Annotated in this window: 9 protein-coding genes, 2 tRNA genes and 1 other RNA gene; 6 read left to right on the top strand and 6 right to left on the bottom strand. The window is 72.9% G+C overall.

The features are described from left to right. The first annotated feature begins 7 nt into the window (after positions 1-7). The 5 genes from ACIQRL_RS09890 to ACIQRL_RS09870 all read left to right on the top strand — a co-directional run bounded on the left by ACIQRL_RS09890 (position 8) and on the right by ACIQRL_RS09870 (position 4,125). Positions 8-1,084: an ABC transporter ATP-binding protein gene (locus tag ACIQRL_RS09890; protein ID WP_401329395.1), complete on the top strand. Its 1,077-nt coding sequence runs from the start codon at positions 8-10 to the stop codon at positions 1,082-1,084. Beyond that, positions 1,081-1,884 carry an ABC transporter permease gene (locus tag ACIQRL_RS09885; protein WP_401329392.1) on the top strand — a complete coding sequence of 268 codons (804 nt, stop codon included), beginning with the start codon at positions 1,081-1,083 and terminating at the stop codon, positions 1,882-1,884. Before ACIQRL_RS09890 ends, ACIQRL_RS09885 begins: the two co-directional genes overlap by 4 nt. Positions 1,885-1,904: 20 nt before the next feature. Further along, positions 1,905-3,371 (top strand): sensor histidine kinase, encoded by a 1,467-nt coding sequence (locus tag ACIQRL_RS09880; protein WP_401329594.1) that lies wholly within the window; start codon positions 1,905-1,907, stop codon positions 3,369-3,371. Beyond that, positions 3,368-4,027 carry a response regulator gene (locus tag ACIQRL_RS09875; protein ID WP_401329389.1) on the top strand — a complete coding sequence of 220 codons (660 nt, stop codon included), beginning with the start codon at positions 3,368-3,370 and terminating at the stop codon, positions 4,025-4,027. Before ACIQRL_RS09880 ends, ACIQRL_RS09875 begins: the two co-directional genes overlap by 4 nt. A gap of 22 nt (positions 4,028-4,049) precedes the next feature. Beyond that, a tRNA-Gly gene (locus tag ACIQRL_RS09870) sits at positions 4,050-4,125 on the top strand. 123 nt (positions 4,126-4,248) lie between these two features. Here the strand turns inward: ACIQRL_RS09870 and ACIQRL_RS09865 are convergent. From ACIQRL_RS09865 to ffs, 6 genes are all read right to left on the bottom strand, one after another. Next, a complete protein-coding gene (locus ACIQRL_RS09865) occupies positions 4,249-5,148 on the bottom strand; it encodes a phosphoribosylaminoimidazolesuccinocarboxamide synthase (protein WP_401329386.1) in 900 nt (299 codons plus the stop codon). A 132-nt stretch (positions 5,149-5,280) separates the two neighbouring features. Continuing rightward, on the bottom strand, positions 5,281-6,810 hold the full coding sequence (locus tag ACIQRL_RS09860) for a N,N-dimethylformamidase beta subunit family domain-containing protein (RefSeq protein WP_401329383.1): 1,530 nt from the start codon (positions 6,808-6,810) through the stop codon (positions 5,281-5,283). 187 nt (positions 6,811-6,997) lie between these two features. Next, positions 6,998-8,845 carry a hypothetical protein gene (locus ACIQRL_RS09855; RefSeq protein ID WP_401329592.1) on the bottom strand — a complete coding sequence of 616 codons (1,848 nt, stop codon included), beginning with the start codon at positions 8,843-8,845 and terminating at the stop codon, positions 6,998-7,000. A 367-nt stretch (positions 8,846-9,212) separates the two neighbouring features. Next, positions 9,213-10,466, bottom strand: a complete 1,254-nt coding sequence (gene purD, locus ACIQRL_RS09850) for a phosphoribosylamine--glycine ligase (protein WP_401329381.1) — start codon at positions 10,464-10,466, stop codon at positions 9,213-9,215. A gap of 903 nt (positions 10,467-11,369) precedes the next feature. Further along, the gene (locus ACIQRL_RS09845) at positions 11,370-13,706 is read right to left on the bottom strand and encodes a DNA polymerase III subunit gamma and tau (RefSeq protein WP_401329378.1); all 2,337 of its coding nucleotides are present in this window, start codon (positions 13,704-13,706) and stop codon (positions 11,370-11,372) included. A 152-nt stretch (positions 13,707-13,858) separates the two neighbouring features. Then, positions 13,859-13,957, bottom strand: an RNA gene (gene ffs, locus ACIQRL_RS09840) — signal recognition particle sRNA small type. Positions 13,958-14,029: 72 nt separating this feature from the next. On the opposite strand from ffs, the gene ACIQRL_RS09835 reads away from it, so the two are divergent. After that, positions 14,030-14,117: transfer RNA gene (locus ACIQRL_RS09835), tRNA-Ser, on the top strand. The last annotated feature ends 139 nt before the right edge of the window (positions 14,118-14,256 follow it).

The raw sequence follows: 14,256 nt of genomic DNA, 5'->3' as shown, positions 1-14,256 counted from the left end.
TGATTCCATGAACACGAACGAGCAAGTCGACGTGATCGAGGTCACGGATCTGCGACGCGTGTACGGGGGCGACGGAAGAGATTTCGAGGCGGTGCGCGGAGTCACCTTCTCCGTGGGCCGCGGTGAGCTCTTCGCTCTTCTCGGCACCAATGGCGCGGGCAAGACATCCACCGTCGAGCTGATCGAGGGTCTGGCGTCCCCCGCCGGCGGACGCGTGCGGGTTCTCGGGCACGATCCGTACGCGGACCGGGCCGCTCTACGGCCCCGTATCGGCATGATGCTCCAGGAAGGCGGCTTCCCTTCCGAGCTGACGGTCACGGAGACCGCACGGATGTGGGCCGCGTGCACCAGCGGGGCCCGGCCCCTGGAACAGGCGCTGGACAGGGCCGGTCTCGCGCACCGCTCCGGCGTCCGTGTGAAGCAGTTGTCCGGCGGTGAGAAGCGGCGCCTGGACCTGGCGCTCGCACTCCTCGGCGACCCCGAGGTCGTCTTCCTCGACGAGCCCACGACCGGACTCGACGTGGAAGGCCGCCGGAACACCTGGGAGTTGATCCGTGAACTGCGCGACGGCGGGACCACGGTCCTGCTGACCACCCACTATCTGGAGGAGGCGGAGGTACTCGCCGACCGGCTGGCGATCCTCCACGAAGGACGTATCGCGGCCGTCGGCACTCCGGCCGAAGTGACCGCCTCCCAGCCGTCGCACGTCTCCTTCGAGCTGCCCGAAGGCTACTTCCCCGGCGACCTGCCCCCGCTGCCGGAGCTCGGCGTCAGCGGCCACGAGACGGCGGGCCGCGTGATCAGGCTGCGCACCCACGAGCTGCAACGGACGGCCACCGCCCTGCTCGTGTGGGCCGAGCGGGCAAGGGTCGAGCTGCGGGGGCTCGATGTGCGCTCGGCCTCGCTGGAGGAGGCCTTCCTTCGGATCGCGCGGGAGGCGGCGCGGGGCGCGAACGGGCCGAGGACGGCGGAACCGGCCTCGGACGCCCGCAGGATGCCCGGGTTCTCCCGAAAGGGCACAACCGGGAACGCCCGGAACAACAGGACCGCCGCGAAAGCGCGGAAGAGGGGGACAGCGGCATGAGCGCAACGGCAGTCACCACCCGGGCCGGCACGCCGAGGACCACGGCCGCCGGCCGGACGAGAGCACTGGCCCGCGCCGAACTGACGCTGCTGGGCCGCACCAAGGCGACCCTCGCGGCGGCGGTGTTCGTACCGCTGGTCATGCCGTTCATGCTCCGCTCGAACGTCGACACGATGAACCTGAAGGGCACCGGACTCACCGTCGGGTCGATCCTGCTCCCCTCCTCCATCGGCTTCTCGCTCCTCTTCGCCGTCTACAGCTCCCTGGTGAGCGTGTACGCGGCCCGCCGCGAGGAACTCGTCCTCAAGCGGCTGCGCACCGGAGAGCTGCGGGACCTGGAGATCCTCGCGGGCGCCGCGCTGCCCTCGGTGGCGATCGGTCTCGCCCAGTGCCTGATCCTGACCGTCGCCTACCGGGTGACACTCGGTGTCGGAACCCCCGAGAAACCCCAACTCGTCCTGCTGGGGCTCCTGCTGGCACTCATCACCTGGCCGGCGCTCGCCGCCGTCACCGCGAGCTTCAGCAGGAGCGTCGAGGGGGCCCAGTTCGCGGCCACGCCCCTGACCCTGGTGTCGCTGGTCGGCTCCGGGACCTTCATCCCCCTGGAGATGCTGCCCGACGGCATGGCCCGGTTCTGCGAACTGCTGCCGCTCACCCCGGTGATCACCCTGATCCGCGGCGGCTGGACCGGGCACCTCTCCGCACACGACACCGCGGGCGCCCTCTTCACGGCGGTGGCCTGGACCGTGATCGCGGTGTTTGCTGTACGACGGTGGTTCCGCTGGGAGCCGCGGCGGTGACCACGGACGCGGGGGTGGGCATGGGCAGGCCGTCCGGCTGGTGGCGGGGCAAGAGCACACCGGCGAAGGTCGAGACGTACACACGGTGGTCGTTCCACTTCTTCACCGTGCTCGAAGCCGCCTCGATCGGACTGCCCCTCTTCGGGGACGTGTCGACGGGACGGTCCTGGATCCTGTTCCTACTGGTGTGCGGGCACTCCGTGTTCTGCGCGGTGACCGCCTCGCGGGCGCTGGACTGGACGCGCGGTACCCGCGAACAGCCCCGGCGGACGCTGCTCGCGCTGGCCGTGAGCACCTGCGTCGTGGCCGTCGTCGGGGCCGTCGTCTCGGGCACCCCGTGGCACCCGGCGAGCGACGGCCAATACCTGGTCGCCTCCTCGGTGCTCGTCGGTGTCACCGCGTTCGGCACGGGCACGGTCGCGCTCGGGACTCGCCGCAAACGCCGGATGACCTACGCCGTCCTCGGCGCGGCGGCGGGTGCCGGCGCGCTCTCCCTCCCCCTCGGCTTCCCTGGCTCCGCCGCGCTGGTCACCGCCGTCCTGGTCCTGCTCACCGCCGGTTTCCTCACGTTCACCGCGGCCTTCTCCGTCTGGCTGCTCGACGCCGTCTACGAACTCGACGAGGCCCGCGAGACCCGCGCCCGGCTCGCCGTCGCCGAGGAGCGGCTGCGCTTCGGCCGCGATCTGCACGACGTGATGGGCCGCAACCTCGCGGTGATCGCCCTCAAGAGCGAACTCGCCGTGCAGCTGGCCAGACGCGGACGGACCGAGGCCGTGGACCAGATGACCGAGGTGCAGCGGATCGCCCGGGAGTCCCAGCGGGAGGTGCGCGAGGTCGTACGGGGCTACCGCGACGCCGACCTGACCAACGAACTGGCCGGAGCCCAAGGGGTGTTGACCGCGGCGGGCATCGACTGCGACATCACCGCCACCGCCGCGGAACTGCCCGCGCAGGTGCAGTCGGCGCTCGGCTGGGTCGTGCGGGAGGCGACCACGAACGTGCTGCGGCACGGGGACGCCAAGAGGTGCGCGCTGTCCCTGCGCGTGACGGAGGAGCGGGTGACCCTCACCGTCGAGAACGACGGGGTGCCGGACCGGACGGGACCGGACCCCGGACCGGAGGGCGACTCCGGGCGGCGGAGAGGGACCGGGCTCGTGGGGCTGCGGGAGCGGTTGGGGGAGGTGGACGGGGTACTGCGGGCCGGCGCGAACGGCGGGGTGTTCCGGCTGACGGCGGAAGTACCGCTGTCCGCCTCCCCGATCGGAGACAGATACCAGGGCAGAAAAGGGGATCGGGACCAGGGCGGAAAAGAGGATCGGGACCGGGACGGAGAAGGGGATCGGGGCCGGGACAGGGACAGGGACAGAACCACGGACAGCGACAGCGACCGCCACGGAGACGGGAGCTCGGGCTCCGGGAACGGCGAGAGGCGGCGAGGGTCGGCGCCCCCGCCCGTTCCGCACCAGGTGAGAGAGGCCACCCCATGACGTCCGTACCGACGACGTCCGTACCGCCCGGCGCGTCGACACCCGACGCCCCCGTACGGCTGCTGCTCGCCGACGACGAGCATCTGATCCGGGGAGCCCTGGCCGCGCTGCTCGGGCTGGAGGACGACCTCGTCGTGGTGGCCGAGGCGGCGACCGGGCCGGAGGCGCTGGCGATGGCGCGGGCCCATGTGCCCGATGTCGCCGTCCTCGATCTTCAGATGCCGGGAGCGGACGGTGTGAGCGTGGCCACATCCCTGCGGGCCGAACTGCCGGGCTGCCAGGTGCTGATCGTGACGAGTCACGGGCGGCCGGGGCATCTGAAGCGGGCGCTTGCGGCAGGTGTGCGCGGGTTCGTCCCGAAGACCGTCAGCGCGCGTCGGCTCGCTGAGATCATCCGGACCGTGCACGCGGGAAACCGTTATGTGGACCCGGAGTTGGCCGCCGACGCGATCTCCGCCGGGGACTCGCCGCTGACCGCGCGCGAGGCCGAGGTACTCGAATTCGCCGCCGACGGGGCGCCCGTGGCGGAGATCGCGGAGCGGGCCGCGCTGTCCCAGGGGACCGTACGGAACTATCTGTCGTCGGCCGCGTCCAAGCTCGGCGCCGAGAACCGACACACGGCAGTGCGTCTCGCACGGGAGCAAGGTTGGGTATAGTAGCTCTCGCGCCACGGCGCATGCGGACGTAGCTCAGTTGGTAGAGCGCAACCTTGCCAAGGTTGAGGTCGCCAGTTCGAACCTGGTCGTCCGCTCCAGTAAAGAAGCCCCCGACCTGTGGTCGGGGGCTTCTTCGTGGGCTCTGCCGGGGCGGGACATCCTTCGCACCGTCCGGCTCGGGCGGCTCCCGGGCCCGGCCGACGGCCGGGCCCGGGACGGGGTCAGGTCCAGCTGACGCCCGTCAGACGCTCGTACGCCTCGATGTACTTGGCGCGGGTGGCCTCCACGACGCGCTCGGGCAGGGCGGGCGGCGGCTGCTCGCTCTTGCGGTCCCAGCCCGACTCCGCGGAGGTCAGCCAGTCGCGGACGTACTGCTTGTCGAAGGACGACTGCGCGTGGCCCGGCTCCCAGGCGTCGGCCGGCCAGAAGCGCGAGGAGTCCGGGGTCAGCACCTCGTCGGCCAGGACTAGCGTCTCGCCCTCGTAGCCGAACTCGAACTTGGTGTCCGCGAGGATGATGCCCCGGTCCCGGGCGATGTCACGGGCGCGGCCGTAGAGGGCGAGGGTCGCCTGGCGCAGCTCGGCGGCGGTGTCGGCGCCGACCTGACGGGCGACCTCCTCGTACGACACGTTCTCGTCGTGCTCGCCGACCGCGGCCTTGGTGGCCGGGGTGAAGATCGGCGCGGGGAGTTCCGAGCCGTCGACGAGACCCTCGGGGAGCGCGAGGCCGCAGACCGTGCGGGACGCGTTGTACTCGACGAGTCCCGAGCCGGTCAGATAGCCGCGGGCGACGCACTCGACGGGAGCCATCCGCAGGGACTTGCAGATCAGGGTGCGGCCGGCCCAGTCGGCCGGGGCGCCCGGCGGGAGGTCGGTGCTCACCACATGGTTGGGCGCCAGCTCGGCGAGCTGGTCGAACCACCACAGGGAGAGCTGGGTGAGTGTGCGGCCCTTGTCGGGGATCTCGGTGGGGAGAACCCAGTCGTAGGCGGAGATGCGGTCGCTGGCGACCATCACGAGGTCGCCCGCCTCGTTCTGGTACAGGTCGCGCACCTTGCCGGTGTGCAGATGTACCAGACCCGGCACCTGAAGGGGCTCGGGCTTTTCGACGAATCCGGACACGGTTCCTCCCCGTGGTTATGTCCAACTGCCTCGATTCTCCCGTATGGGGCGAGCGGGTTTGGACAGGGGCGCGCCAAGCGGGTCCGGGTGCCCTCGGCGCGGGTGTGCCGCGCGGTGCCCGGCGGGGCTTCCTCAGTCGTGTTTGCAGATGCGGTCGAGGAGATTGGCGGTCGCCCGCTGGATACGGGCGTCCACGTGGCCCGGGCGGTCGAGGGCCGGAGACCACGCGAACGTTCCGGACGCGAAGACCAGGGCGCCGGACGGGGCCCGGTAGAGCGAGGTCTCCTGATGGCGGGGGACGCCCTCGCTGTCCGGGTACGGGGAGTGCGCGAGCAGGATCCGGTCCTGGTGCTCCGGCAGCGGGGTGCGCGGGAAGTAACGGTCCGCCTCGCCCGCGACCATGCCCTCCACCTCGTCGCCGTCGTGGGCGCCGGTCGCCTCCCACAGCCAGTGGTCGGCGTTGCGGACGATCAGGGGGTGCGGTTCGGGGACGCGTCCCGCGTACTGGATGCCGATGAGCTGCTGCTCCGGGCGGTCGATCTCCCGCCACAGGGCGGGCTTGCCCGGGCCCCGGCGTTTTCGGCAGGTCAGCAGCCGGTCGGCGACGCCCGACGGGGAAGGCCCCAGCTCCACCTGCCAGTACATCGTGTTGGCGGAGAGGAAGACGAGCGAGGTGCCGTGCTCTCGGGCGAGTTCCGCGGTGCGGCGCATCTGCGGCGACCAGTACTCGTCGTGGCCCGGGAAGACCAGGCCGCGGTAGCGGGTGGGGTCGACGCGGCCGGCGTGCAGATCGCGGGCGTCGGCGTACGCGAGGTCGTATCCGTAACGCTCGGCCCAGCGGATGAAGTCGTAGGCGTGCCCCACATGGAGGGGGAGGCCCGCGCCCGCGTAGGGGCGGTCGAACGAGACGGTCGTCGCCGCGTCGGCCTCCCCGAGCAGTCGGCCGTTCTCGTCCCACGCGTGGTAGAGGCTGGCGCCGGTGTGGCCGTCCTCCGGGTACAGGTTGTACGCCTGCCAGGTGATGTCCGGGAGCAGCAGGAGCAGGTCGGCCGTCTGGTGGTTGCGGACGGTGAAGGGAACGTGGGAGCGGTAGCCGTCGACGGTGGTGAGGACGGCGACATAGGCGCCGACGTTCCAGTAGGACGGGATCTGCAGGCGCCAGGACAGCCACCAGTGATGGCAGGAGACCGTGCGGTCGGCGGCGAGCGGCGGCGGCTGGACGATGCCGGAGAGCCGGGGGCTTGTGGTGATCTTGCTGGCGCCGTCGCCGCCGTAGTGGCCGATGCGGTAGATGTCGACGCTGAACTCCTGCGGCGGGTCGACCGTGACATGGAAGTCGATGGACTCGCCGGGGGCGGCGGCACCCGTGGTGGTGAAGCCCTTGATCTGGCGGCGGACGTCGTCGGCGGAGCGGGGACCTCCGGGACCGGTGCGCGGGCGGGTGCGGGAGGTGGAGCGCGGGGCCGGGATCCGTGAGGCGTCGGTCGCCGGCTGGGGCGCCTGGGGTGTGTCGGGGTCCAGGTACCAGGGGACGACATGGCCGGTGTCGTCGAAATAGGTCTCACTGCCGCGGAGCCAGGGAACCGGGCCCTGGCCGAAGGGGTCCGTGACGGCGTGCGCGAGTGCTCCCGACTCCCAGCGGCGGATCTGCTCCGATCCCATGCCCGCTCCCCTCCCTCGTTCCCCCGTCGTACTGGTAAGCCCTTGCGCTGTGCGCGATCGGTCCCAGCACATCACATTACGCACGCAGTCCGTCACCGTTCGTCGCGAATTGACGTGAGTGGAACGGGTGGCTCCGGCTGGGCCGGAGTGGCTGCGAGTGTGGGGGGAGTCGGCCGCCGGACGGTCGTCAGACCAGGCGGACGGGTTTCTCCGGGCGGACTCCGAGATGGCGGAGCCAGTCCCGCAGGGGAGTGGGGTCCCCGGTCTCTATGAGGGTGAGGACCCTCGGGCCGAGGTCCGCCGCCCGTTCACCGGCGACGAGGAGGGACGGGCCGTCCAGCCAGTCGAGTCCGGGAGCCGCCCCGGCGGTGTCCATCGCGGCGCAGCAGACCATCGCCGTGACGTGGTCGGCCAGCAGTTCACGACCGGTCCTGGGCGGCTGGAGAGGGAACAGCGGAAGCATCCGGTCGTCCCAGAGGGCGTGGTCGGGTCCCTGCTGCTCGGCGCCCCCGGTGGGCGGGGGCGCCGCCGGGGCGGACGCCTCCTCGCGGGCGACCTCGGCGGTGATCCCGGCCGCCAGGGCGGCCGACCGCTCGTTCCCCACGGCGAGTTCCGGATCGTCGCTCTCGGCGATCCCCATCTCCCCGTAGGCCTCCGTGCGGTGGACCGCGAGGGCGGCCTGCGGGTGCGGTTCCGGGGCGGGCGTGGCTCCTTGCGGCGCGGACAGGTGGTCCAGCACCCGGGCCAGGGTCGGTCCGTCCGCCTCCGGCAGCGCGGGGTCGGCGGGGTGCCGGACGCCGAGCGCGTCCAGGACCCGGTGCAGGCGGGCCGCGTCGGTGCGCCACTTACGGTCGACGACCTCGTCCGGGTAGTCCTGCCAGTCGACCGGCGCCCAGTCGGGGCCGGCCTCCGCGGGACCGCCGTGGAAGAGCCGGGCGGCGAGCAGCGAGGCCGCCTCGTCCACCGTGCCGGGCTCTTCGAGCAGGTCGCAGGCCGGGCGTTCACCGAGCCGGGAGGTGAAGCCCTCGGCCAGCCGGTCGCGGCGGGACAGCTCGGTCAGGGCGGCGACGACGCCCACGTCCAGCCGGGAGGGCCAGCGGCCCATCCGCCAGGCGGGCAGCGCGACACGGGTCAGCAGGCGGTCCCAGCCCGCGTACGCCAGACCCACCTGTTCCTGGGCGACGATCCGCACGCCGTAGTCCACGGCCTGGGCGCGCTCGGCCGCCGCGGACGCCACACCCCGCTCCATTTCGGCGGCATGGACCCGGCAGCCGCGCAGCAGGAGACGGGTCACCCAGCCCGCACCGGCCAGGACCGTGCGGGAGAGCGGGTCACGGCCGGGGGCCGAGGTCACGGCCACGGCCGCGTCCAGACCACGGACGAACCGGCGCGCCGCGGCTATGTCCGGGTGCGCCGACGGGCCCGTACCGGCGACGACCGGGGCGAGGACCGCCCGCAGCTCGCCGACCCGCATCCACCACAGGAAGGGGGAACCGATGACGAGGACGGGGGCGGCGGAGACCCGGCGGGCGTGGCTCGCCAGCACCGGTACCGGGCGGCCGCCGACCAGGCTCCCGCGCCGGCTGTCCGTGCCCGCCGGTGCGTCCGCGCCGCCCGACGAGAACCGGCCGTGCGCCCGGTGGGTGCGGTCCTCCAGCCAGCTGTCGCAGTCGGGAGTGAGCGCTATCGCCGAGGGAGCCGGAACCTCGAGTCGGTCCGCCAGGTCACGGACCATCCGGTAGAGATCGGGGGCCGACTCCTCGGAGATCGGGACCGTGGGGCTCATCGCGGGCCGGGCACGGGCCACCAGGAGCGCGATGCCCGCCGCCGCGAGAAGAACGACGACGGCGAGGACCGTCACGATCCACCGCGCGATCCCCCAGGGCCCACCGGTGATGCGGCCGGTGGAGCCACCGACGAGCAGCACGACGGCCACGGCCGCGGGCAGCAGGGCGACGGCCAGCGCCCTGCTGCGGACGCGCAGCACGGCGAGAGCCCGGGAGCGCGCGGTCTGCGCGCCCACCTCCACACCCATACCGGTCACGACCGGACGTCACCCCCTATTGTCCGCCGGGCCCCGGCGTTCTCACTGCCGGAGCCGACGGATTCCCTGGCGTTGGTCACTCCCCCACTGTGGCACCCGCCACCGACATCGCAATGCCGGTGGGCCAAGTGCCGGAATGCTTTCGCCGCACCCTAGTTGGGGCCCCGGCCCTCGTCAGCTGGATAGGCCATCGGTCACTCGATGGAATGGCTCTGGGGAAAGGTGGATGACGACGGTCCTTGGCCGGACCCTCCGTTCTCCACGGAAACCCGCAGGTCGCGGCACCCGGACGCGGCACCACAAAGCCCCGGATTCCGTACGGAATCCGGGGCCCGGTGATGCTATGGGGACCTGGGGTCTATGCCTCGGCCGCCGCCTTCGCCGCGATGTCCGTGCGGTGCTGCGAACCCTCCAGACCGATGCGGGCGACCGCCGCGTAGGCCCGCTCGCGGGCCTCGACGAGGCCGGATCCGATCGCTGTGACGGACAGCACACGGCCGCCCGCGCTCACCACCGCCCCGCCCTCGTGCCGGGTGCCGGCGTGCAGGACGTAGGCGTGCGGGGCGTCCTCCGCGGCCACCGCGTCGAGCCCGGTGATCGGGTCGCCGGTGCGCGGGGTGTCCGGGTAGTTGTGCGAGGCCACGACCACGGTGACCGCCGCGTCGTCGCTCCAGCGCAGCGGTTCCAGATCGGCGAGGGTGCCGTTCGCGGACGCCAGCAGGACACCGGCGAGCGGGGTCTTCAGACGGGCGAGGACCACCTGGGTCTCGGGGTCGCCGAAGCGGGCGTTGAACTCGATGACCCGCACGCCACGGCTGGTGATCGCCAGACCGGCGTACAGAAGTCCTGAGAACGGCGTGCCGCGGCGGCGCAGTTCGTCGACGGTCGGCTGGAGGACGGTCTCCATGACCTCGTCGACGAGCTTCGGGTCCGCCCAGGGCAGCGGCGAGTACGCGCCCATGCCGCCGGTGTTCGGGCCCTGGTCGCCGTCCAGCGCGCGCTTGAAGTCCTGGGCGGGCTGGAGCGGGACGACGGTCGTGCCGTCGGTGATCGCGAAGAGGGAGACCTCGGGACCGTCGAGGAACTCCTCGATGACGACGCGGTCGCAGGCGTTGGCGTGCGCCCGCGCCGTCTCGAGGTCGTCGGTCACGACGACGCCCTTGCCGGCCGCCAGTCCGTCGTCCTTCACGACGTACGGCGCTCCGAACGCGTCGAGCGCCTCCTCGACCTCCTCGGGCGTCGCGCAGACGTACGAGCGTGCCGTGGGGACGCCGGCACCCGCCATCACGTCTTTCGCGAACGCCTTGGAGCCCTCAAGCTGCGCGGCCTCCCCGGAGGGACCGAAGCAGGGGATGCCCGCCGCGCGCACGGCGTCGGCGACACCGGCGACGAGCGGGGCCTCCGGGCCCACGATCACCAGCTCGGCGCCGAGCTCCGTGGCCAGCGCGGCCACGGCGGCGCCGTCGAGGGCGTCGACCGCGCGCAGCTCCGCCACCTCCGCGATCCCGGCGTTCCCGGGAGCGCAGTACAGGGCGGTGACGTCGGGGTCGAGGGACAGGGAGCGGCACAGGGCGTGTTCGCGGGCGCCACCACCGATGACAAGGACCTTCACGGGGTCAGCCTAGCCGCCGCACGAGGGTGCCCTTGTGGGGGCTTCCGAAACGGACGGGGTACGACACTGGTGCGATCCTCCGAGAACCGGGTCCCCCGAGCCCCGAGAGCCGCCCCCCGGAACCGCTTCCGAGGCACCCCCGAGATCCGCCCGAGCCGCCCCGACCCCGGAGACCGACCGCCCGGCGGGCTCCCGAAGCCGGGGTCCGAGCGTGCCTGGATCCGACCGGGCGGGTCCGGGCAGGCAGGTCTGAGCGGGTCAGGGTTCGCTCATCCCCCGGGATGCAGCCGGGGCCTGTCGGCCGAAGGTGATGCGGGGGCGCCGGAGCGCCGGAACAAGGAGAAGTCGCGCCGGTACAGCCCGTACGGCGGGAGGTGGCACCAGCAGGGCGGAAGATGGCGCCGGTATGGCGGGAAGCCGCGCCGGTATGGCGTGAAGCACGGCCGGTACAGCGGGAAACACCGCCGGGTACGGCTGGAGTGCCGCCGGGTACGGCCAGTGCGGCCGGAGGCAGCGGCGGTACGGCGGAGGGCCGTGCCGGAACAGCGTGAAACCGCGCCGGTATGGCGGGCAGCGACGGTACGGACAGTGCGGCCGGAGGCGACGGCCGTACGGCGGGAAGTCGCAGCGGTGCGGCAGGGAGCGGCACTCGGACGGACAGTGCGGCCAGAGGCAGCGGCGGTACGGCCGGTGCGGCCGGAGGCGGCGGCCGTACGGCGGGAAGTCGCAGCGGTGCGGCAGGGAGAGGCGCTCGTACGGACAGTGCGGCCAGAGGCAGCGACGGTACGGCCGGAGGCGGCGGCCGTACGGCGGGAAGTCGCAGCTGTGCGGCGGGGAGCCGCGCTCGGACGGACAGTGCCGCCGGAGGCGGTGGGGTGGGGGGCCGCGTCGGGGGCGGGCCCCTCATTCGTTCGAGAACTCCTCGACCACCGTTGCCCCGAGCTCGCGGACGATCAGGTCGTGGCCCGAGAGGGCGGACTCGTCCAGGTCGGGGTCGTCGTCCTCGGGGGTGTCGTCCTCGGGGGCGACCGGCGGCGGCTCGTACGCCGGGGCCGACGCGGGCGCGGACATGCCCTGGCCCTGGGCACGGCCCGCCGAGGGGCCGGACTGCGGGGCCGGGGGCCCCGAAGCCTGAGCGGACGGCTGCTGGGGCGCGGGGCGCTGGCCTGCCGGAGCCCCGCCGTAACCGCCGGTGCCACCGCCGCCACCGCCGTAGCCGCCGGCGCCACCGCCGTAACCGCCTCCGCCGCCGAAACCGCCGCCCGCCGGAGCGGCCGGCGGTGCCGAGCCGCCCGAGGCGTCAACGATGGCCTCGACCTTCCACTGCACGTTGAACTGCTCCGCGAGCGCCTGCCGCAGCACGTCCTCGCTGCCGCTGCTCGCGAAGTTGTCCCGCGCCCCGGCGTTGACGAAGCCGATCTGCAGCGTCGTACCGTCGAAGGCCGTGACCTGCGCGTTCTGGCTGAGCAGGATCCAGGTGAACCGGCGGCGGTTCTTCACCGCCTCCAGGATGTTCGGCCACAGCACGCGGGGGTCGGGACCACCCGCGGCCGGAGCCATGGCCGGAGCGGGCGTCTGGGGCGCTCCGTGTCCGGCGGCGGGAGGAGCGGGGGCGGTGGCGGGCGCCGGCGCGGGAGCCTGCCCGCTGCCCGCGGGCGTCGCCGTGGGCCAGCCGCCGGGGCGCCTGCCGCTACCGGCGGCGGTCGCGGTCGGCCAGGCACCGGGCGCGGCCCCCGCGGGAGCACCGGCCGGCGGGGCCGCGGGCTGCTCGGGCGCCACGGGCGCGTACGAGGGCGCACTCGCCGGAGCCGGGGAGGTGACGGATGCCGCAGGCGCCACGGGCGCGACGGGCGCGGACGTCCCGGGCATCGCTCCCGGGACGGCTCCGGCCCCCTCACCGGCTCCCACCGGCCCGGCTACCTGCCCTGCGCCCTGTCCCGCCCCCCGGGCCGCCGCACGGGCCACCGCGGGGCCGCCGCCGGGAGGAACCGCCGGTCCGGCCTGCGGGACCGGCACCGGGCCGTGCGCCTCGGGTCCGGGCACGTAGCCCATGGCGGGGGCCGCTCCGCCGCCGGAGAAGTTCACCCCGCGCTCGATCCGGTCGAGCCGGGCCATGAGGGACCGCTCGTCCCCGTAGGCGGCGGGCAGCAGGACGCGCGCGCAGATGAGTTCGAGCTGGAGGCGCGGCGAGGTGGCTCCGCGCATTTCCGTCAGCCCGTCGTTGACGAGGTCGGCGGCCCGGCTCAGCTCGGCGGCGCCGAAGACCCCGGCCTGCGCCTGCATGCGCTCCACCACGTTGACCGGAGCGTCGATGAGCCCCTTCTCCGCCGCGTCCGGAACGGCCGCCAGGATGACCAGGTCCCGCAGCCGCTCCAGCAGGTCGGCGACGAATCGCCGCGGGTCGTTACCGCCTTCGATGACGGTGTCCACCACTTCGAAGGCTGCGGCGCCGTCCCCCGCCGCGAACGCCTCGACGACGGCGTCCAGCAGCGAGCCGTCCGTGTACCCGAGCAGCGAGGTCGCCATGGCGTACGTCACACCGGCGTCGGCGGCACCCGCGAGCAGCTGGTCCATCACGGACATGGAGTCACGCACGGAGCCCGCGCCCGCCCGTACGACCAGGGGAAGCACGCCGTCCGCGACAGGAATCCCCTCCTGCCCGCAGACCTCGCCCAGGTACTCGCGCAGGGTCCCCGGGGGCACCAGCCGGAACGGGTAGTGGTGGGTCCGCGACCGGATCGTCCCGATGACCTTCTCGGGCTCGGTCGTGGCGAAGATGAACTTGAGGTGCTCCGGGGGTTCCTCGACGACCTTCAGCAGCGCGTTGAAACCGGCCGGCGTGACCATGTGGGCCTCGTCGATGATGTAGATCTTGTACCGGCTGCTCGCGGGCCCGAAGAAGGCCTTTTCCCGCAGGTCACGGGCGTCGTCCACACCACCGTGCGAAGCCGCGTCGATCTCGATGACGTCGATGGATCCCCGGCCGTTGCGGGCGAGGTCCTGACAGGACTGGCACTCCCCGCACGGGGTCGGTGTGGGCCCCTGCTCGCAGTTCAGGCAACGGGCCAGGATGCGCGCGCTCGTGGTCTTGCCGCACCCGCGCGGACCGCTGAACAGGTACGCGTGATTGACCCGGTTGTTCCGCAGCGCCTGCTGCAACGGGTCGGTGACATGCTCCTGCCCAATGACCTCGGCGAACGACTCCGGGCGATAACGGCGGTACAGCGCGAGAGACGACACGTCTACGAGGTTATAGGCGCCCACTGACAACACGGACCGTCCTGAGCGCATCCCTGGCGCGAGCCCGGCGGCGTACGGTCCCCGGCCGGCCCGGCATCCGTCCCGGCGGCCGTCCGGTGGGGGTCCGGCGTCGGTCCGTCGACCGTTCCGGAAACGCAAGCGCCCCCCACGCACCCGCCAGAGCCAACCTACCCTTGCTGCCTTCCGGCCCTGGGGGAGTTCAGTCAGATAGCGCCACGTGAGGGGCTCCGCAAAGAGTACAGGATGCCGGGGGTGGGGAACGAGTTCGCGAGCACTCCTCAACGTCTTGTATTGTTTGCCCCGGAGGATTCGCCTAGTGGCCTAGGGCGCACGCTTGGAAAGCGTGTTGGGGGCAACCCCTCACGAGTTCGAATCTCGTATCCTCCGCCAGTGCCTCACCGGGCACTAACGTCGAAGGGCCCCGCTGCTTGCAGCGGGGCCCTTCGACGTTGGACGTCCCGGTTTCCGTCTCAGCCGGGACCCCAGGCCGGGAACTGCCGGCGGGACGCCGTCACCGGCCTCCCTCTCC

Origin of the sequence: Streptomyces sp. NPDC091209, assembly GCF_044757755.1 — a bacterium.
Lineage (GTDB): Bacteria > Actinomycetota > Actinomycetes > Streptomycetales > Streptomycetaceae > Streptomyces.
The sequence above is the reverse complement of the archived record's forward strand: the minus strand, read 5'-3'. Positions and strand labels throughout refer to the sequence as shown.

What these genes read in the sequence shown, in the direction of transcription:
- ACIQRL_RS09890 (WP_401329395.1), top strand. Translation starts at nt 8, where the DNA reads ATGAACACGAACGAGCAAGTCGACGTGATCGAGGTCACGGATCTGCGA.
- ACIQRL_RS09885 (WP_401329392.1), top strand. Translation starts at nt 1,081, where the DNA reads ATGAGCGCAACGGCAGTCACCACCCGGGCCGGCACGCCGAGGACCACG.
- ACIQRL_RS09880 (WP_401329594.1), top strand. Translation starts at nt 1,905, where the DNA reads ATGGGCAGGCCGTCCGGCTGGTGGCGGGGCAAGAGCACACCGGCGAAG.
- ACIQRL_RS09875 (WP_401329389.1), top strand. Translation starts at nt 3,368, where the DNA reads ATGACGTCCGTACCGACGACGTCCGTACCGCCCGGCGCGTCGACACCC.
- ACIQRL_RS09860 (WP_401329383.1), bottom strand. Translation starts at nt 6,810, where the DNA reads ATGGGATCGGAGCAGATCCGCCGCTGGGAGTCGGGAGCACTCGCGCAC.
- ACIQRL_RS09855 (WP_401329592.1), bottom strand. Translation starts at nt 8,845, where the DNA reads ATGGGTGTGGAGGTGGGCGCGCAGACCGCGCGCTCCCGGGCTCTCGCC.